Source organism: Halomicrococcus pelagicus, from assembly GCF_050954125.1.
This window is the reverse complement of the sequence record NZ_JBPBWC010000002.1, coordinates 295,791-313,058: the sequence shown is the minus strand read 5'-3', so window position 1 is coordinate 313,058 and position 17,268 is coordinate 295,791. Positions and strand designations below refer to the sequence as shown.

Genomic DNA, 17,268 nt, shown 5'->3' with positions numbered 1-17,268 from the left:
GAGGCCGACGTGGCGACCTGGTCGAGTCCACCCCGAGACGTCGACGACGAAGGCTCTCCTCGCGGTATGGATTCTCCGTCGCGGTCAGCGACGCTCGAACGCCGCGCGGACGGCGTCACTGACGGCCATCTCGTCCAGTTCGGACTCGACGTCGACGTCGGCCAGCTCTGCCTCCCCGGCGGGGGTCCCCTGGAGCACGCCGACGTGGTAGAGGTACGACAGCCGAAGCAACCACCGGGCGTGGTCGTAGTCGTCGACCGAACCGACGTGGTAGGTGGTCCAGCCCGATTCCGCGAGCAGGTGGTGGGTCCGGGTCTGCCCTTCCTCGACCAGCACGTCCCTGAGCTTCCGGAGGTACGCGATGTCGAGCATCCACCAGGCGTGCACGTGGCCGATCTCGCGCGGTCCGACGCGGAACTCCGTCCCGCCGAACCGGTGCTGACCGGCCGTCACGTGTGGCCAGTTCGACACCTCGTCGACGAGTCGCTCGACCGTCCGCTGGCCCTCTCGTTGCGTAGCACTCATGCCACTACTACGACGGGTAGCAGCAAAATCTGCGCGCTAGCGTCGAGCGGTCCGTAAAACGGCCGTCGAACCGTACGGGCTGAGAGGTCGGACACCCGAGGCTGTCGACCGGCGTTGGCTTCGCTTGTCTCGGTATCGTCTCGATAGTGGAAAGAGCGCGAACCACCCGTTCGGCTGGTAGCGGTCGGGCTCCTCTGCCTCTGTCGAACGCGGCCTCACCCCGGCGTCTTCCAGCATCGGCCACGACGCCCCCGTCATGGCCTTGCATTTGAAGCACAAGACCTCTTCCGTGAGGAGGGACGATGTCCGGGTGAAAGATGTTCGAGACCATCACTGCCCGCGAACTCGCGAACGAGATAGACGAAGGTCGAGCGGACGCGATCGTGGACACGCGCCCGGAGGACAGCTACGAGTCCTGGCACGTCCCCGGCGCGGAGAACGTACCGTTCGGGCCGGCGGAGACGCTCAGCGACGAGCAGGAAGCAGAGATCGACGAAATCGCCGACGACGGTTCCGTAGTCACCATCTGCGGCAAGGGCGCGACGTCGACCTCCCTCGCCGCGGAACTCGACGCGAACGGATACGACGACGTCTCGGTCGTGAAAGGCGGGATGCGCGACTGGAACTCCCTGTACGAGCAGGCCCGCATCGACACCGGCGACGACGTCGGAATCATGCAGTTCCAGCGACGAGGGAAGGGATGTCTCGGCTACCTCGTCGGGTCCCCGGACGCCGGCGAGGCGGTGGTCGTCGACCCGACGCGGCACGTCGAACAGTACATCGTCGCCGCCGCCGAGCACGACGTCGAAATAACGCACGTGCTCGACACGCACGTCCACGCCGACCACATCTCCGGCGGACGAAAGCTGGCCGACCGACTCGACGTGCCGTACCACCTCAGCGCCCGCGCGGAGGACCGGGACGTCGAGTACGAGTTCGAGCCCGTCGAGGACGGCGACGTCGTCCGCCTCGGCGACGTGGAGATCACGGCGCTCGCCGCACCGGGACACACCTCCGAGATGATGAACTACCGCGTCGACGACGAGGCGATTCTGACGGGCGACGCCCTCTTCGTCGACTCGGTCGGTCGCACCGAACTCGAGTTCGGCGAAGCGGAGGCGGAGAGAGGAGCGGAGATGGAGTACGAGACGCTCCACGATACGATCACCGAACTGCCGGACGAGCTCACCGTCCTCCCGGGCCACGTCACCGTCACGAACGACGGCCGGTTCGAGAACGGGTCGCCGGGGCAGCCGGTCTCCGCTCCGCTCGACGAGGTCGAGCGGCGCCTCGACCTCCTCGGTCTGGACCGGGACGAGTTCGTCAAGCGGATGGTCGAGAACGTCCCGGAGAAACCCAGCAACTACGAGACCGTCATCGCCATCAACACCGGTGAGGAGAGCGTCGACAGTCGGCAGGAGGCGACCAAACTCGAGACCGGCGCGAACAACTGTGCGGCGTAAGTAGCTTTCCCGATTCGGGAGTCGTATCGTCCCTTCGCTTTCGGTCTAGAGCCTGAGATGACCGTTTTCGAACGAGTAGCCGACACCACTCGATTGGAAATCACGCGGAAACGGAGCTTTGCCTTCCGGATTCGCACGAGACTGCGCGACTCGTGTCGCTCTCATGTCGAATTCGCGAGACGAGTTCCGCTCGAACCGTCGCCGACGTTCTCGATGATTCCGAACGTCTACTCCGGACGGACGTCCTGAACGTCCGGATGCCCGAGATACGCTTCGAGTTCCGACGGGAGTTCTTCGCGTGGCGTGTCGTGCAGCCGGTCGCGGACCGCTTGCCAGTTCTCGTGTCTGCAGAGGACGTACACCGGAATCGCGTCAACGTCCAGAATCGACGCGATGGCGAACCTGTGATTGCCTTCCGTCCAGTACACCTCGCCATCCCGTCCGATGACCACGAGCGGCTCCAGATGGTTGGCGTAGGCGTCTTCGAAGGGGTTGTCGTCGGTAGCCTTCTCGTGTGCCGCTTCCTCGTTCGGTCGATACCCCTCTCGGTCGATTCTGCGGAACAACTCGTCGATGTACTCGCATCTGACGGTCCGGAACTCCGCCATGCTCTCGTATCCCCGGACCGTCTCACCGCTCTCGAACTGCTCTTCTGCCCACCGATACAGCGCCGTCTCCTCCCAGTCGCGTCCGTCCTCGAAACGTTGTTCGAGCCCCCGGTACAGCGTCGTTTCGCGAAACGGACGACAGTTCTCCTCCCCGTCCCAGTCGCCGCCCTGCACTCTACCGAGTCCCCAGTTGAGCCTCAGTTCGTCGTTGTAGTAGGTCACGTCGTCGGGCGACACCGGCAGTAACTTCCACGGGTCCGCCGGTGCGTCGTACCGCTTCCCGTTGACGTGGCGGTGCCAGTCCGTGTAGTGGCGAAACCGACCGAGGTTCATTCGCTCGATGATTTCGTCCTGTTGTCATATCTGTTCCGATTTCCGACATCTAAGAGGTGAAAAGGAATGCCGCCTCCCGATTATGAACTACGCCAGGAAGTGCTCCTCCGCTGTGCCCTTCCGGTCTAGTTCAAATCCATTCGGGTGCAAATTCGTGACCGACGGCTCACTCGTTTCGCCTTTTCGCATTGTCGGCCACAGAAGTATGCTGCCTTCTGGATTTGAACCGGAGGAAGACTCGCTCCGCTCGTCTTCCAGGGTTCAGAATCCGCTCGACGTTGTTTCTTCGGCTACTCACTTCGTTCGTAGCCTCAGAATATGCCGCCTCCCGGATTTGAACCGGGGACAGCTCGATCTTCAGTCGAGTGCTCTCCCAGTCTGAGCTAAGGCGGCGCACTCGATACGAGGCGGATGGTACAAAAAAGGATTTCGAAATGCGCCGCCGGAACCGGAACGGCACCCCCGTCGCAAACCCTTTCCGCCTCGCCGTGCCAGTACGTGGCATGGGAGAGCGCGCTTGCTACCTGGAGTTCTGTCCCGAGTGTGACGCGCAGGTGACGGTCGCCGACGAGCGGTGCCCGGACTGCGGCGCGACGCTTCAGGTCCGGGAGTGACCGTCGCGCCGGGTCAGCCATCCGTCACACACTGTACATTTAGCGTACATGTTGATAAAAACTACAATTTGGAGAAAACTTATCACAATGTAGCGCAGCGATTCAGCCACGATGCAAGAGAAAAATAAACGGCTGGGTGAATGCCTCGAGCGCGAGGTCGACGGCGGCGTCGAACTGTTCGACACGGAGAACGGCGACGCCTGGATCTGGTCGGACAGTTGGGTGGACGCCTCCGAGAAAGCGTAACCGCGGCTGCGAACGGCGCCGGTCGCGGTGGTCTCACCCCGACACGATTCTCCCCGAACGCGAGTCGGCCCCGTCAGGCCCCCCTGTCGTCGGGTCGGTGTCCTACCCGAGGACGCCGAACCCGAACCTGGCGTACGGCCAGAAGTGATAGAGCCCGACGCCGACGACGACGGCCGGAATCGTCGTGTAGATGGACGCGATGATGGCCGCCTTCGCGTCGATAGCCACGAGCGGGAACAGCGCGTCGCCGTCCTGGCTGATGGCGTTCGCCGCCAGCGCGGAGAACGGGATGTCGCCGTTGGCGTAGATGGTGGCGAAGACGATCTGTGGCGCACAGCCCGGAACGAGCCCGAGCCCCGCGCCGGCCAGGGGAGCGAGCACGCCGGCGGCGGCGGCGAGCGCGTGGATGTCGAGCGCGAAGACGACCATCCCGTACTCGTACGCGAGGTAGGCGGCGATGACCCAGACGGTGACCATGCTCGTCTCCATCGCCGCGTGCTGGAACGTGTCGTACGCGTCCGCGAACGACTCTCGAACCCGCCCCGTCTCGCCCGTCCCGATGTACCTGCGACCGACGAAGTAGAGGTAGAAGGAGAGGACGGTGCCGGTCAGTCCGGCGACGGTGAACAGGCCGTCGAACGTCGGCGCGAACTCCAGCGCGACCTCGGGCGCACCCCGGCGCAGGTACTCGACGCCCGCGACCAGACCTGCGACCGCCATCGCCCACCACGTGACGTGCGCCAGGTGGCTGACTCTCGTGAGCAGAACCGAGTCGCCGCTCGCTGGATCGCAGTCGCACTGGGCCGGTCCCCGTTCGTACTCCGGGACGCTGGGCCCGCCGTCGGCGACGCTGGTCGTCGTGAACCCTCCGTCGGTCACGGGCCGGCTGATGTTCTCGACCGCCCGGTCGACGCGACCGACGCCCATCCCCCAGAAGTCGATCATGTAGCCGAACGCGACGCCGGCGACGAACGCCATCGAGTACGCGTAGAGGGCGGCTTCCGGCGCGAGCGCGAGGATGACGAACGCCGAGTCGCCGGCCGTGGCCGCGAGCGTGGCGACGACCGTCCCGAAGCTGATCGATCCCCGGATGTAGAGCGGCATCGCGACGATGGCCCCGCCACAGCCCGGGGTCAGACCCAGCAGGCCCCCTGCGATGGGCTGGAGTTTCCGGTTGTTCTCCAGCGCCTCGATGAGCCGACCGCCCGACCGGTACTGGACGTAGCTGAACAGGAGGACCGTGACGGCGACGAAGGCGCTGACCTGAACGAATCCGTCCCGAAGGGAGAAGAAGAGAATCTCCCCCGCTTCTTCGAGTCCGATCATCCGAACCACCCTCGCCCCGGTCGCCGGGCGAGTTCCTGCACGCTATCGAATCCAAGATTTAGACGCATCAAAAGCGAGTTTGTGGCCGGGGACATTATGCCTTTTGGTGCTGTTGGACCGCGGTCCGGCTGTGGTCGCGCGCGACCGACGTCCCTCGAACGCTTATCTTCCGGCGCACCGAAACGACGACCATGACCCGACTCGCGCTCGTCAGCGACACCCACGTCCCCTCGCGCGCTCGCCGGATTCCCGACTGGGCCCGCACCCGGGTCCGGCGGGCCGACCACGTGGTCCACGCGGGCGATTTCGACTCGGCGGACGCCCTCGCCTCGGTGCGGGAACTCGCCGACGGTGACCTCACGGCCGTCGCGGGCAACACCGACCCCGCCGCGCTCGACCTGCCGGAGATAGCGACCCTCGACGTCGCGGGCGTCACCTTCGTCGTCACGCACGGCACCGGCCCGGCCCGCGGTTACCGCGAACGCGTCGCCGAGACGGTCCGACGGGAGGCCGGCGACGCGGCGGTCGGCGTGTCCGGTCACACTCACGAGATGCTGAACGAGCGGGTCGACGGCGTTCGCCTGCTGAACCCGGGGAGCGCGACCGGGGCGGCCCCCGCCGACCGCGCGACCATGATGACCGCGACCGTCGAAGACGGCGCGGTGACGGTGCAGACCCACGAGGGGTGAACCGGTCGGAGCCGTCGCCCGTCGGAACGCGGGGCGGTCTCCCCGGACGGCGAAACTCGCCACCTTTGCGCGTTTCGGGCGGGTTTTTAGCCCTGCGTACCAACGGGGGGTATGAACGTCTTCCCGGTACCGGGACTGCCGGAGGTCGAACCCGGCGACGACCTCGCGGCGCTCGTCGAGGCGCAGGTCGACCTCGAACCCGGCGACGTCGTGGTCGTCGCGAGCACCGTCGTCTCGAAAGCGGAGGGCCGGACGGCCGACCTCTCATCGTTCCCGCCGAGTCCGCGGGCCGAGGAGATAGCGAGTCGGCTCGCGGACGTCTCCGGCGAGGAGAAAGACCCCCGGTTCGCCCAGGCAGTGCTAGAAGAGAGTACGGAACTCATCATGGAAGCACCGTTCCTGCTGACTGCCACGCGGTTCGGCCACGTCGGCGTCAACGCCGGCATCGACCGCTCGAACACCGGCGACGCGGACATCCTGTTGCTCCCGGAGCGCCCGAGCGAGAGCGCCGAGCGCATCCGCGACCGCCTCTCGGTCGACGTGCCGGTCGTCGTCACCGACACCAGCGGACGACCGTTCCGCCACGGTCAGCGCGGCGTCGCCATCGGCTGGGCGGGGATGCCGGCGAGCCGTGACTGGCGCGGCGAAGCGGACCGCGACGGCCACGAACTCGAAGTGACGGTTGAGTCCGTCGTCGACGAACTCGCGGCCGCGGCGAACCTCGTCACGGGCGAGGGCGACGACGGCCTGCCAGTGGTGGTCGTTCGCGACTGGACGTTCGGCAACCACGAGGGCAGCGACGAACTCTACCGGTCGGTCGACGGCGACTTCGTCCGGCAGGCACTCAGGGGGTGGGAGTTTGAGGGGCATTGAACTCACGCCCGAGATTCCCGTCGACGACCTCGCCGCCCTCGGCGCGCGCGCCGAGAGCGAGGGGTTCGACGCCGTCTTCGCCAGCAGCCACTACAACAACCGCGACCCGATTCTCGCCCTCTCGCGGGTCGCGGCGGCGACCGACGCCGTGCGGGTGGGACTGGGCGTCGCAAACCCCTACGAGACTCATCCGGTCGCGCTCGCCTCGCGCGTGGCCACGCTCGACGAGGTCAGCGACGGCCGCGCCGTCTGCGGCCTCGGGGCGGGCGACCGCTCGACGCTCCGGAACCTCGGCGTCGAGCGCGACCGTCCGCTGCGGCGCGTGCTGGAGACGATGAAGGTGGGGAAGCGACTCTGGGCCGGCGAGCGCGTCACCCACGACGGCACCTTCGACGCGAACGAGGCGGCCCTGAACTACGACGTGGGCGAGATTCCGGTGTACGTCGGCGCGCAGGGACCGCACATGCTCCGGATGAGCGCGAAACACGCGGACGGCGTGCTCGTCAACGCCGCCCACCCCCGGGACTTCGCGTGGGCCGGCGACCGCATCGAGGAGGGGATAGCCGAGCGTCCCGACGAGCGCGGCGCGTTCGACGTCGCCGCCTTCGCCAGCGTCAGCGTTGCCGAGGACGGCGACGCCGCCCGCGAGGCCGCCCGGCCACCGGTCGCTTTCATCGCCGGCGGCGCGCCGGACCCGGTGCTCGACCGCCACGACCTGGACCGAGAGCGCGCCGCCGACATCGGCGAGCACATCGAGGCCGGCGAGTTCTCGGCGGCGTTCGAGGCCGTGACGCCCGCGATGATAGAGGCGTTCTGCGTCGCCGGGACGCCCGAGACGGTGGCCGACAGGATGGCCGCGGTGCTCGAACACGTCGACAGTTTCGTCGTCGGGTCGCCGCTCGGGCCGGACCGCGAGGCGGCGGTCAGCCTCGCTGCCGAGGCGCTCGACCGGGGCTATCGGGAACGATAGCGGAGAACACGCCGCCGACGCTGAGATAGCCGAACACGAGCATCGAGAAGCCGACGAGTATCGCGCCGACGAGCAACAACAGTGCGGAGAGGGGGTTCGTCGCCGCCACGTCGCCGAACAGGTTCACCATATCGATGACGTTCTGCACGAGTCCTGCCATACCCAGACGTCCGGGTTCCGGGTACTTGTTTGCTCCGTCACGCTTACGACCCGGGACTGCGTAGGAGTGCGCGTGTCACGAGACGCGTCGCTCTCCGATTTCGACGCCTCGGACGCGGACGACGAGACGGAAGACGACGGGCCGAGGGACGACGAGTCGGCAGACGCGTCGACGGACGCGGGGTCGACGACCGACGGAGAGACCGACCACCCCGCGGACGAGGAGGCGTCAGCGTTGCTCGATTCCGAGAGCGCGACCGCCGACGCCGGATCCGCGTCCGTCGACGCCGACCCCGCGACGACGTCGTTCGCCTGGTCGCCCGACGGGGCGGCCTGTGCGCGCTGCGGGGAGACTGTCCGGCGACGCTGGCGCGACGGCGACGACGTGGTCTGTTCCGACTGCAAGGACTGGTAGTCGGAAGGACGTCGACGCCGCCCGATTGTCCCGCGAATTTTGCCGACGCGTTGCGGTATCCGCCACGTTGAAGCCACCCCGATTCCACGGTAGAAGTATGACACGCTCCGTGTGGTTGAAAGCCGACGACGAGGTCGGCGACTGGGATTCCCGACGACGACGCATCACCGCCGGTCTGGAGGCGGGCGTCGACTGGGTGCTCGTGGACGAGAGCGACGTGGCCCGCGTCCGTGAACTGGGCGACGTGAACGTCGCGGCGTTCCGCGGCAGCGGCGGCGACGACGCGGCGTTCGTCGACGGCGACGGCGAGGTCGACGTCATCGAGGCCGAGGCCGGCGACGCCGAATCCGGCTCCGCCGACCCCGACGCCCTGTTCGTCGGCAAGGACGGCGAGGGCGACGGAACGGTCGACCTCCCCTCCGACTTCTCCGGTTCCGCCGACCTCTCGACGCTCCGGCGCGGCAGCGCGGACGGCGCGTACGTCCGCATCAAAGACGAGGAGTACGAATCGTTCGCGGAGGCGGCGGCCGACGACGCCGAGTACACCGTCGTCGTCGGCGAGGACTGGACCATCATCCCGCTGGAGAACCTCATCGCGCGCATCGGCGAGGAGACCGAACTCGTCGCCGGCGTCACCAGCGCCGACGAGGCGAAGACCGCCTTCGAGACGCTGGAGATCGGCGCGGACGCCGTCCTGCTCGACAGCGACGACCCGGACGAAATTCGCGCCACGGTCGCGGTCCGCGACGACGCCGAGCGCGAGACGCTCGACCTGGAGTGGGCGGAGATTCGGACCGTCGAGCGTACGAGCAGCGCCGACCGCGTCTGCGTCGACACGGGGAACCTGATGGACGGCGACGAGGGGATGCTGGTCGGGTCGATGTCGCGCGGTCTCTTTTTCGTCCACGCCGAAACCGCGGAGTCGCCGTACGTCGCCTCCCGGCCGTTCCGGGTGAACGCGGGTGCGGTCCACGCCTACGTCCGGACGCCTGACGGCGGGACGAAGTACCTCGCCGAACTCTCCAGCGGCGACGAGGTGCAGGTCGTCGACACGGACGGCAACACCCGCGAGGCGGTCGTCGGACGGGTGAAGATAGAGAAGCGACCGATGTTCCGCATTGAGGTCGAGACCGAGGACGGCGACCGCGTGGAAACGCTGCTGCAGAACGCAGAGACCATCAAGGTCGCCACGCGGGACGGCCGGACCGCCGTCACGGACCTCGAAGTCGGAGACGAACTCCGCGTCTACCGCGAGCAGGGCGCTCGCCACTTCGGCGAGGCGGTCGAGGAGAGCATCATCGAGAAGTAGAGCTCTCGTTCGGCGAGGGTTCTTCGTCGAGTCGCGCGGTACACCACTGACAGAAGTCCAGTTCCTCGTCCACCTCGCGACCGCACTCCGGGCACTTCGCCGTCACCGCGTCGGCGGACGCGCCCGTGGCCGCGGCGAGCGAGCGGTTACCCTGCTTCGCGGTCCAGTAGGCGTCGACGATGTTGACCGCCTGCACCGCGAGGATGGGGAGGACGACGTTCAGACCGAGGCCACGGGTCGCGTCGAGATACGCCTGCATCCCGCCGGACTCCACCGCCTGGAAGGTCGACTCCGGGATGACCACGAGTGCCGTGGTGACGGCGAAGCCGAACCAGAGGAGCGCACGGAGCCACTCGCGCAGGTAGACGTGGCCCAGGCCGGGGTAGACGAACGCGAACACGGCTGCCAGCCACGGGCGTTTCCGAGCGTTTGTCACTGTCGAGTGCTAGCGACCCCTGCGAGTTAAATGCTTCTTACCGCTCCCGCCACTCCGATATTTCGACGCCCTCGACCAGGCGGCCACGACGGCGTCGTTCGACGGCGTTCGGGCGGACGTTCGGCAGGTCTGTCGGACGACGGCATCTCGACTCGCCGTCCCGCCGCATCGCGTTCGACGTGTGACGCCGTTGGTATTAACCGGCAGCGAACCGCCACGACCGAAACCCTTTCAAAATCACGACTTAAATCCCCACTCGATGCGGAAGAGTGGCCCGCCGAGAGGCCTGATATCGTACCTGGTGCTCGAACTTCTGGACGAGAAACCGAGGTACGGCTACGAGATCCTGAAGGAGATACAGGACATAAGCGGCGGGCACTGGGAGCCGTCGTACGGCTCCGTCTACCCCATCCTCTACAAGTTCGAGGAGAAGGGCTGGGCCGAGCGCATCGAGCGCGAGGACGAACCCGACCGCAAGTACTTCGAACTGACCGACGAGGGGGCCGACGAACTGACGGAGAAGCGGCGAGAGAGCGGGGAGAAGGCCCGCGAGTTCGCCGACGTCATCCTGGGATTCTACCACGTCTACGTCGCGTTCGCGACCGACGAGCGGTTCGAGGTGGACTGTCCGGAGGACGAGTGGCAGTTCGACGAGACCTTCAGCTCGTGGATCGTCGAACAGATGATTCGTCACCACGAGCGCGACTTCGACGAATTCGAGCGCATCCCCGACACGCCCGAGGAGTTCTACGAGCGAACGGGCGTCGAGGAGTAGCTAGCCTGCCAGCAGGCGCGGCCCGAACAGCATCAGCACGAGACTGGTCAGCATCACCAGCCCCACGGCCGTCGTGATGGCCGTCGTCACCTGCCGGGGCTGGCTGGTCGGGAGCCGGGAGACGACCGCCTCGGCGCTCATCCGGAGGATGTGTCCCCCGTCGAGCGGGAACGCCGGGATGCAGTTGAAGAAGCCGAGGTTGAGGTTTATCCAGCCGGTCCAGAACAGCGCGTTTGCCAACAGGAAGACGCCCCCGTCGAGCGCCGCGAGCGGCCCCTCGACCAGGAAGAAGTTGCTGTTCCAGGCGACGAAGCCGGCGAAGTTGTATCCGAGCGGGGTCGAGAGGCTGGCGAACGGCAGCAGCAGCGTCCCGGCGACGCCCATCAGGAACGACGCCACCGGGCCGCCCCCGCCACCGAACTCAGAGAGGGACCCGCCGCCGAGCAGCGTCTTGAACGTCGAGGCGGGGTAGAGCCTCGTCCCGAAGCTACTGGTCGTGACGCCGGAGACGCCTGGGGCGACGCGGATGCCGACGAGCGCGTCCTCGCCGCTGCCGCCGAGTTCCACCGTGTAGTTCGCCTGGCGGTAGCTCCCGTCCTCGACGACGTACGCCTCGATGTCGATCGTCTGACCCGGCCGGTAGCCGTCGAGCACGGTCGTCAGGTCGCTCCGGTTGGTGACTCGCTCGCCGTCGATCGCCGTGACGACGACGGTGTCGCCCGGGGTCAGCGACGTGTCGTTCGCCAGTGCCCCGTCCTTCTGGACCGTCGACAGCGCACCGATCGGTCCGGTCACGGTCGTCCCGTTCGCGATGCGAAGGGTGGCCACGGTGCGGTTCGAGAGCGCCCGGTTCAGTTCCTCCCCGGTGTGAACGTCAGTGCCGTTGACCGCGGTTATCGTCCGGTTCGTCCCGAACCTCGCGAACGGCGAGGTCTCGACCATCCCCGTGATCAGCAGCGACCGCTCGATGACCTTCTTCTGCGTCCGCTCGCCGTCGTCGACCGTGACCGAGACGGTCCGGCTGTCGACCTCCGCCAGCGCGTCCTCGAGGTCGGCGTTGCTAGTCACGTTCGTCCCGTTGACGGCGACGATGCGGTCGCCGCGCTGGACGTCGGCGTCGTCGGCCGCCGAGTTCGGGAACACGCCGCCGACGGCGGCACCGGGCGCGACCCCGATAGCGCCGACCACGGGACCGAACAGTAGTGCGAACGCGAGGAGCGTGACGGCGAAGTTGTTCGTCACGCCCGCTGCGAACATCCTGCTCTGGCTCCCCCGGTCCGCCTCGCGGCGGTTCTCCTCGTCCGGTTCGACGAAGGCGCCGATGGGGAGGAACGCGAGCAGCGCCAGTCCCATCGACTCGATCTCGATGTCCTCGACGCGGCAGAACAGGCCGTGGCCTCCCTCGTGAACGACGAGACCGACCAGTAGCCCGAGCAGTATCTCCGGCGCGACCGACAGCGGCAGAAAGTCGTTCACGCCTGGTATGACGAGCACGTTCCGCGGCTGGGTGACAGCCGTCGGCTGCGGCGGGTTCTGTAGCACGGCGACGGCCTGCACCACGAGCAGGAGAAAGACGCTCGCCATCACGACGAGCGCGATGCCGAGACCGAAGTTCCCCCACGCCCGCCAGAGCCGTTTCGGGCGGGCGAGACGTTCCAGCAGTTGCTTGCCACGTTGAGTGTGGACTGTCAGTATCGGCCCCTGCGTGCCGATATAGGCGGGCAACACGCCGTTGGTCCGGAGCGCGATGAGGGCACCCCAGTAGACCACCAGTCCGACGAGCACCCACACGAGCGTATTCATCGGTCGAACGAAGGTTCGCGCCGCTCAAAGGCGTTGGGGAACGGGCTGGAAAAGAATTCAGTGAACGGACGAGCGGGGTTACTCGGCAGTCTGCCAGTCTTCTTCGATTTCCTGCTGCTCGGCGTCGCCGCCCTTGCGACCGCGGAACTTCTTGAACGCGAAGGCGCCCGCGACGATACCGCCGAGGACAACGACGCGACGGACGAGCTTTCCGATGACGCTGCCGCCGCTCTCCTCGGACTCGTCGACCTCGGACTCGACCTCTTCGGTCACGTCGACGGCGTCGGTGGCCGTGCTCTCTTCGGGGACGGACGGCTCGCTCGACTCGTTCGATTCGCCGCGTTCGGTTCGTTTCAGTGCCGGCTTCTCCAGATTGAGTTCGATCAGGGCCATTGTAGTATCACCATTGAATTGCTGACGCGACTGCCAGCAAGACCGTGCGCCTCCCAGTTCTGCTGTCAACCACTTTATTATGCAGTTGTTAGGAGGACGGTAATCGAATCATGTCTCTCGCATATGTTAACTCTGCCGGCGGTCCGACACCGCTCGCGTCGGTTCTCGTCTCTCCCCGGATTTCGACGCCGGCGAGGTCGCTATCGACGTCGGTCGTCGAACGCGAAATAGCGCGAAAAATCGGGGTTCGAACGCTCAGTCGCGGCGAGCGAGCAGTGCGACGCCGGCGAGCGTGACGGCGAGACCGAATCCGGGCTGACCGTCGGTCGACGTGGTCGTCGCGGTCGTGTTCCCGTCGGTCGCGTTGTTACCATTTCCGCTCTTGCTCTGGTACTGGACGCCGAGATATCCGGCGACGCTCTTCTGGTCCATCGAGGGGAACTCGCGGTCCCACTCGCCGGGCATGAGGACCTCGGTGTCGTCGTTCGCCACGGCGAGCGCTTTCACGTCCGACTTCGTCGCGTTCTCGCCGACGAGGTCTTTCACGTAGACGTAGGTCGTCGACGTGTCCTCGTTCGACCGTCCCGCGATGGCGGCGATTTCGGCGCCGCCGTAGCGACCGGCGAACGCGTCGCGCATGGCGGAGATGTTGTCGAACTTCGCGCCTGCCTCGACGGTCACGGTCCCCTTCTTCACGTTGGCGCTCATCTTGGCCTTCTTGAACTCGCTATTCTGGAAGGCCTTCAGAAGCCGCATCGTCTGACCGTCCGCGGTGGGGTCGAGCGACGTCACGGCCGAGTCGACGGCGAGCGAAATCATCTTCTGCTGGTTCAGTTCGAACGACGCCTCCGCGGTCATCTCGTCACCGTCGGAGTTCGCCGTCATCTCGAACGACGACGAGCCGACCGTGACGTCTTTCTCCTTCAGCGCGCCCACGTACGCGTCCCAGATTTTCGTCCGGTAGTGGACTTCGGCGTCGACGGCCGCCGTTCCGGACCCGGTCGAGGACAGGTCGGCCGTCCACGTAACCTTCTGCTGGAGGTTCGCGGACTGCTGAGCCTGCAGGGTCTTCTTCAGGCGCTGGACGTCTTTCTTCTGCAGCCCCGACTGTTCGCTGTCGACGTTCTTGGCGATTTCGAGCGCGGCGAACAGCGCACCGTCGTAGTTCTCGACCTTCGCGTCCCATTCGACGTTCATCTCGTTCTCCCGCTGGGACATCGCGAACCGGACGTGGTCGATTTCGAGCTTCTTGACCTTCGACGCGACGGTGCGGGCTTCCGACTGGCTCAGGTCGACCTCGCTGGACTGGGCGAGTTGCTGGATCAGTGCCCGGGCGACGCCGTCCTTGACGCCCGAGTACTGGACGGTGTACTCCACGTCGACGGTGGCGGACTCGCCGTCCTCGCTGTAGTCGTAGTGGTCGATGGTGACCTGGGCCGACCCGCCGATGTTCTCGGCGGCCCGGGCGTACTGCGAACGCAGGTGGGCTTTGGCCGCGGAGCGAGAGCTCCACTCGTCGCGCTGGTAGGAGCGGACGGTTCCGCTACGCTTGCCGTCCAGCACGTAGCCGTTCGCGGTCTCCTCGATGGCGTAGCTGAGGGACGTGTCGGAGCCCATGGGCATGGCGGTCTTCACGGTCGCCGTTCCCGACGTGCTGAAGCTGTTGGCGTCCATCGTGACGTGGCCGTCGGTGTGCGCCGACGAGAACGCCGCGGTCGACCCTCGACGGTCTATCGTCGCCGTCAGCGTGGCGTCCATCTTCGCCCGCTTCTCGTTCTGGACGCCGGAGGCCGAAAGCGAGAGGCTCTGCAGGGTGTCCGGCTGGGGCATGGCCAGCGACCCGTTGCCGGCGATGCTGTCCGGCGTCATGACGACGCTCCCCTGGCCGGACACGTCGGAAGCGGAGTCCGTCTCCGTGGCGACCAGCAGGTGAACGAGACCCGACGTCATGTTCACGCCGATCTGGCCGGTTCCCTCCGACGTGCTGGACTCGTTGTAGGCGAGTACGGCGGCGCCGTTCTCGCGCACGTAGATGGTGTCTGCGGTACGGACTTCGCCGTCTTCCGTCTGCAGTGCTGTACCGTCGATGGACTGTCCGGTGGGCGCCGTGGCTGCCACCGGTGCGATGAGCAGGACCAGTACCTGCATCACCGCGAGGATAGTGGACACTGTTTTTCTCCGACTCATAGACACCTCGTAGAAGTGTTATGATAAAATTATTTGGTTACGGCGGTTATTTGCTAGGCGGTATCGCATTTCTTCCTACCAGTCGGATTATCATGGTCCCCAGACGGCTTTTCACGCTGTGGGACGACGAAACGGGTATGACCTGGGACGAACTGTTCGACAGGGCCGCCCGGCACGCCACAGACGTACCGACCGTCCGCGAAGTGCTCGCGGAGCGCCGCGATGACTGACACGAATCCTGCCCGCGTCGTCGCCGACGCCGACGTGCTCGCGGCGGACCTCCTCGTCGGGGAAGACGCCCGACGCGCGCTGGACGTCGTCCGTCGCCACTCGTGGGTGGAACTCGTCGCCAGCGACCCCCTGCTGGACGACGCCGAGTACGTCGTGCGAGAACTGGCCGACGACGACCTCGCCGCCGACTGGCGAGCGAAGGTGGAGGACCTGCGGGTCCGCGTCGAGCACTCGCCCGGGGACCATCCCGCGCTCGCCAGCGCCTACGCCGGCGACGCCGCCCATGTCCTCTCCTACGACGACTCCCTCAGGAGCGCGAAGACCGGAGCGTCGCTCCAGGGCCGCGTCTCGCTGAGCGTCAAGCGCCCCGACGGCTTCGCCGCGCTGTTCGACGCCGAGAGCCTCTATCGGGCGGTCGTCGGCGGAGAGTACCCCGGACCCGACCGGGACGCGCGGGAGTAGCGCACGCCGGCGACGGGAACGGCCGTCAGCGGCCTCCTCGCCACCGCCGGAGCGCGGCCGCGCCGCCGACGCCGCCCAGCGCCGCGAGCCAGCCGAACCCCGGCTGCCCCGTGCTCGACGTCGGGGGGTCGTCGCTCGTCTCGCCGTTCGCCGGGAAGCCGTTCGTCCCGGTGCCTGTCTTCCCCGTCGTCTTCTGCGTCGTCCGCCGCGTCGTCTGGGACGTTTGGGTCGTCTGGGTCGTCTCCCGCTTCGTTCCGGTGACGCCGAGGTCGTCGAGCGCCTCGCGGAGCGTGACGACGTCGAGGTCGCGGTCTTTCGCCATCCGGATGGCCATCCGGACCCGCTCTGGCGGGAGCCGCTCCTGCCACCAGCTGTGGCCGCCGAGAATGCCGAGGCCGTCGGCGTCCACGACGCGGTCGAGAAACGCCCCGAGGTCGGCTTTCGTCATCTTCCCGCGCCGGAACATGGCGCGCGAGAGGTGCGGGAGCGTGACGTCGTCGGGTCGGTGTACCTGCGCTCGACCGCCGATGGCGAGGCCGCCGTTCGCGACGGCCGTGTAGTACTCCCCGGCGAGTTCCTGCGTTCGTGCGCCGTACCCGCCGTACGGCATCACGATGTTCGTGACGGTCACGCCGAGGTCCTCGAGTTGCGCCTTCGAGTCGCCGAGCGCACTGCGCAGTATCTCGTCGGTGTACCGCTCGATCACGCCGTCGTCGGCCGCGAACGACCGCCCGACGGGCCCCCGGAGCTTCACGAACTCGCCTCGCTCGTCTTCTCCCTTCCCGGCGACCGTCACGGTCGTCGACGCGCTCCCGTCGGTGACGAAGAGGTCGTCGCCCGGCCGGTCGCCGTGGTGGTTGGTCTTCACGTAGAGTCGCCGGTCGTCGGGGGCGACGTCGCGCGTGACCGTGATGTCCCCCAGCGCGCGGTGGTGAACGGAGTGGGACATTATCTCCCACCCCTCGTCTTCGAGTTCGCGGAGTCGCGCCGCGTCGAGAGTGCCGTCGTTCCCGACGTACGTGGAGGGTACCGCCGAACATCCCGGTACGCCCTCCTTGCGGTGGGCCTTCCGGTAGGTGTGCGTGTAGTCCTCGACGGGACCGTCGTCGTAGGTGAACACCACCTTCCCGTTCGTGTCGGCGGCGACCGCCGACCCCGCGACGAGCGTCGCGCCGGTGGCGGCGGTCAGGCCCGCCCGGAGCGCACCGCGTCGCGTCGTGGCGAGTGTCTCGTCGCTCACGCCGACCACTCCTCCGGAGCCTCGTTCGACGACGGTCGCAGCGTCCGCGTCGCGTCTGGTTTCGGGTACTCGACCACGGTGCCGTCGGCGTCGAGGGCCGCGTTCGGTGCTCGCTCGTCGCCGGTGAGACTGGATTCCGAGAGTCGCATCGGTTCGTCCGCGGCGACAACTCGCACTTAACTTGTTACGAGCGTGCTACGCCGCGCGTACG

19 protein-coding genes and 1 tRNA gene are annotated in these 17,268 nt (G+C 67.0%); 9 read left to right on the top strand and 11 right to left on the bottom strand.

Going from position 1 to position 17,268, the window contains the following annotated elements; translation table 11 throughout:
- Positions 1-84: 84 nt before the first annotated feature.
- A complete protein-coding gene (locus ACRYA2_RS06295) occupies positions 85-525 on the bottom strand; it encodes a luciferase domain-containing protein (RefSeq protein WP_433625420.1) in 441 nt (146 codons plus the stop codon).
- A gap of 317 nt (positions 526-842) precedes the next feature.
- On the opposite strand from ACRYA2_RS06295, the gene ACRYA2_RS06290 reads away from it, so the two are divergent.
- A complete protein-coding gene (locus ACRYA2_RS06290) occupies positions 843-1,988 on the top strand; it encodes an MBL fold metallo-hydrolase (protein WP_433625417.1) in 1,146 nt (381 codons plus the stop codon).
- 227 nt (positions 1,989-2,215) lie between these two features.
- On the opposite strand, the gene ACRYA2_RS06285 is transcribed toward ACRYA2_RS06290, so the two are convergent.
- Positions 2,216-2,929: a hypothetical protein gene (locus tag ACRYA2_RS06285; RefSeq protein WP_433625414.1), complete on the bottom strand. Its 714-nt coding sequence runs from the start codon at positions 2,927-2,929 to the stop codon at positions 2,216-2,218.
- A gap of 319 nt (positions 2,930-3,248) precedes the next feature.
- Positions 3,249-3,322, bottom strand: a tRNA-Phe gene (locus tag ACRYA2_RS06280).
- 332 nt (positions 3,323-3,654) lie between these two features.
- Between ACRYA2_RS06280 and ACRYA2_RS06275 the strand changes: the two genes are divergently transcribed.
- Complete coding sequence (locus tag ACRYA2_RS06275; protein WP_433625411.1) at positions 3,655-3,789, top strand: hypothetical protein; 135 nt, start codon at positions 3,655-3,657, stop codon at positions 3,787-3,789.
- A 102-nt stretch (positions 3,790-3,891) separates the two neighbouring features.
- On the opposite strand, the gene ACRYA2_RS06270 is transcribed toward ACRYA2_RS06275, so the two are convergent.
- Positions 3,892-5,115 carry a putative manganese transporter gene (locus ACRYA2_RS06270; protein ID WP_433625409.1) on the bottom strand — a complete coding sequence of 408 codons (1,224 nt, stop codon included), beginning with the start codon at positions 5,113-5,115 and terminating at the stop codon, positions 3,892-3,894.
- A 191-nt stretch (positions 5,116-5,306) separates the two neighbouring features.
- On the opposite strand from ACRYA2_RS06270, the gene ACRYA2_RS06265 reads away from it, so the two are divergent.
- The 3 genes from ACRYA2_RS06265 to ACRYA2_RS06255 all read left to right on the top strand — a co-directional run bounded on the left by ACRYA2_RS06265 (position 5,307) and on the right by ACRYA2_RS06255 (position 7,647).
- Positions 5,307-5,804, top strand: a complete 498-nt coding sequence (locus ACRYA2_RS06265) for a metallophosphoesterase family protein (RefSeq protein WP_433625406.1) — start codon at positions 5,307-5,309, stop codon at positions 5,802-5,804.
- A 111-nt stretch (positions 5,805-5,915) separates the two neighbouring features.
- Complete coding sequence (locus tag ACRYA2_RS06260) at positions 5,916-6,677, top strand: coenzyme F420-0:L-glutamate ligase (protein WP_433625403.1); 762 nt, start codon at positions 5,916-5,918, stop codon at positions 6,675-6,677.
- Positions 6,664-7,647: a 5,10-methylenetetrahydromethanopterin reductase gene (locus ACRYA2_RS06255; RefSeq protein ID WP_433625400.1), complete on the top strand. Its 984-nt coding sequence runs from the start codon at positions 6,664-6,666 to the stop codon at positions 7,645-7,647. Before ACRYA2_RS06260 ends, ACRYA2_RS06255 begins: the two co-directional genes overlap by 14 nt.
- Here the strand turns inward: ACRYA2_RS06255 and ACRYA2_RS06250 are convergent.
- The gene (locus ACRYA2_RS06250) at positions 7,601-7,807 is read right to left on the bottom strand and encodes a DUF8024 family protein (protein WP_433625398.1); all 207 of its coding nucleotides are present in this window, start codon (positions 7,805-7,807) and stop codon (positions 7,601-7,603) included. The genes ACRYA2_RS06255 and ACRYA2_RS06250 overlap by 47 nt on opposite strands.
- 72 nt (positions 7,808-7,879) lie before the next feature.
- Between ACRYA2_RS06250 and ACRYA2_RS06245 the strand changes: the two genes are divergently transcribed.
- A complete protein-coding gene (locus ACRYA2_RS06245; protein ID WP_433625395.1) occupies positions 7,880-8,221 on the top strand; it encodes a DUF7573 domain-containing protein in 342 nt (113 codons plus the stop codon).
- A 97-nt stretch (positions 8,222-8,318) separates the two neighbouring features.
- Positions 8,319-9,530 carry a 3-dehydroquinate synthase II gene (locus ACRYA2_RS06240; RefSeq protein WP_433625392.1) on the top strand — a complete coding sequence of 404 codons (1,212 nt, stop codon included), beginning with the start codon at positions 8,319-8,321 and terminating at the stop codon, positions 9,528-9,530.
- On the opposite strand, the gene ACRYA2_RS06235 is transcribed toward ACRYA2_RS06240, so the two are convergent.
- The gene (locus tag ACRYA2_RS06235) at positions 9,517-9,966 is read right to left on the bottom strand and encodes a DUF7575 domain-containing protein (protein WP_433625389.1); all 450 of its coding nucleotides are present in this window, start codon (positions 9,964-9,966) and stop codon (positions 9,517-9,519) included. The genes ACRYA2_RS06240 and ACRYA2_RS06235 overlap by 14 nt on opposite strands.
- 259 nt (positions 9,967-10,225) lie before the next feature.
- Here ACRYA2_RS06235 and ACRYA2_RS06230 point away from each other — a divergent pair, with 259 nt between their 5' ends.
- Complete coding sequence (locus ACRYA2_RS06230) at positions 10,226-10,741, top strand: PadR family transcriptional regulator (protein ID WP_113276892.1); 516 nt, start codon at positions 10,226-10,228, stop codon at positions 10,739-10,741.
- On the opposite strand, the gene ACRYA2_RS06225 is transcribed toward ACRYA2_RS06230, so the two are convergent.
- The 3 genes from ACRYA2_RS06225 to ACRYA2_RS06215 all read right to left on the bottom strand — a co-directional run bounded on the left by ACRYA2_RS06225 (position 10,742) and on the right by ACRYA2_RS06215 (position 15,124).
- Positions 10,742-12,544 (bottom strand): site-2 protease family protein, encoded by a 1,803-nt coding sequence (locus ACRYA2_RS06225; RefSeq protein ID WP_433625386.1) that lies wholly within the window; start codon positions 12,542-12,544, stop codon positions 10,742-10,744.
- 78 nt (positions 12,545-12,622) lie between these two features.
- A complete protein-coding gene (locus ACRYA2_RS06220) occupies positions 12,623-12,937 on the bottom strand; it encodes a hypothetical protein (protein ID WP_433625383.1) in 315 nt (104 codons plus the stop codon).
- A 255-nt stretch (positions 12,938-13,192) separates the two neighbouring features.
- Positions 13,193-15,124, bottom strand: a complete 1,932-nt coding sequence (locus tag ACRYA2_RS06215) for a PGF-CTERM sorting domain-containing protein (protein ID WP_433625381.1) — start codon at positions 15,122-15,124, stop codon at positions 13,193-13,195.
- A 222-nt stretch (positions 15,125-15,346) separates the two neighbouring features.
- Here ACRYA2_RS06215 and ACRYA2_RS06210 point away from each other — a divergent pair, with 222 nt between their 5' ends.
- Positions 15,347-15,817, top strand: a complete 471-nt coding sequence (locus tag ACRYA2_RS06210; protein WP_433625378.1) for a DUF7384 family protein — start codon at positions 15,347-15,349, stop codon at positions 15,815-15,817.
- A 25-nt stretch (positions 15,818-15,842) separates the two neighbouring features.
- On the opposite strand, the gene ACRYA2_RS06205 is transcribed toward ACRYA2_RS06210, so the two are convergent.
- Both ACRYA2_RS06205 and ACRYA2_RS06200 read right to left on the bottom strand, forming a co-directional pair.
- Positions 15,843-17,057, bottom strand: coding sequence for a polysaccharide deacetylase family protein (locus ACRYA2_RS06205; RefSeq protein WP_433625375.1), 1,215 nt, complete (start codon positions 17,055-17,057; stop codon positions 15,843-15,845).
- Complete coding sequence (locus ACRYA2_RS06200; protein ID WP_433625373.1) at positions 17,054-17,206, bottom strand: hypothetical protein; 153 nt, start codon at positions 17,204-17,206, stop codon at positions 17,054-17,056. Before ACRYA2_RS06200 ends, ACRYA2_RS06205 begins: the two co-directional genes overlap by 4 nt.
- Positions 17,207-17,268 lie beyond the last annotated feature (62 nt).

What these genes read in the sequence shown, in the direction of transcription:
- ACRYA2_RS06220 (WP_433625383.1), bottom strand. Translation starts at nt 12,937, where the DNA reads ATGGCCCTGATCGAACTCAATCTGGAGAAGCCGGCACTGAAACGAACC.
- ACRYA2_RS06225 (WP_433625386.1), bottom strand. Translation starts at nt 12,544, where the DNA reads ATGAATACGCTCGTGTGGGTGCTCGTCGGACTGGTGGTCTACTGGGGT.
- ACRYA2_RS06250 (WP_433625398.1), bottom strand. Translation starts at nt 7,807, where the DNA reads ATGGCAGGACTCGTGCAGAACGTCATCGATATGGTGAACCTGTTCGGC.
- ACRYA2_RS06260 (WP_433625403.1), top strand. Translation starts at nt 5,916, where the DNA reads ATGAACGTCTTCCCGGTACCGGGACTGCCGGAGGTCGAACCCGGCGAC.
- ACRYA2_RS06210 (WP_433625378.1), top strand. Translation starts at nt 15,347, where the DNA reads ATGACTGACACGAATCCTGCCCGCGTCGTCGCCGACGCCGACGTGCTC.
- ACRYA2_RS06240 (WP_433625392.1), top strand. Translation starts at nt 8,319, where the DNA reads ATGACACGCTCCGTGTGGTTGAAAGCCGACGACGAGGTCGGCGACTGG.
- ACRYA2_RS06285 (WP_433625414.1), bottom strand. Translation starts at nt 2,929, where the DNA reads ATGAACCTCGGTCGGTTTCGCCACTACACGGACTGGCACCGCCACGTC.
- ACRYA2_RS06215 (WP_433625381.1), bottom strand. Translation starts at nt 15,124, where the DNA reads ATGAGTCGGAGAAAAACAGTGTCCACTATCCTCGCGGTGATGCAGGTA.
- ACRYA2_RS06270 (WP_433625409.1), bottom strand. Translation starts at nt 5,115, where the DNA reads ATGATCGGACTCGAAGAAGCGGGGGAGATTCTCTTCTTCTCCCTTCGG.
- ACRYA2_RS06290 (WP_433625417.1), top strand. Translation starts at nt 843, where the DNA reads ATGTTCGAGACCATCACTGCCCGCGAACTCGCGAACGAGATAGACGAA.
- ACRYA2_RS06230 (WP_113276892.1), top strand. Translation starts at nt 10,226, where the DNA reads ATGCGGAAGAGTGGCCCGCCGAGAGGCCTGATATCGTACCTGGTGCTC.
- ACRYA2_RS06200 (WP_433625373.1), bottom strand. Translation starts at nt 17,206, where the DNA reads ATGCGACTCTCGGAATCCAGTCTCACCGGCGACGAGCGAGCACCGAAC.
- ACRYA2_RS06265 (WP_433625406.1), top strand. Translation starts at nt 5,307, where the DNA reads ATGACCCGACTCGCGCTCGTCAGCGACACCCACGTCCCCTCGCGCGCT.
- ACRYA2_RS06295 (WP_433625420.1), bottom strand. Translation starts at nt 525, where the DNA reads ATGAGTGCTACGCAACGAGAGGGCCAGCGGACGGTCGAGCGACTCGTC.
- ACRYA2_RS06275 (WP_433625411.1), top strand. Translation starts at nt 3,655, where the DNA reads ATGCAAGAGAAAAATAAACGGCTGGGTGAATGCCTCGAGCGCGAGGTC.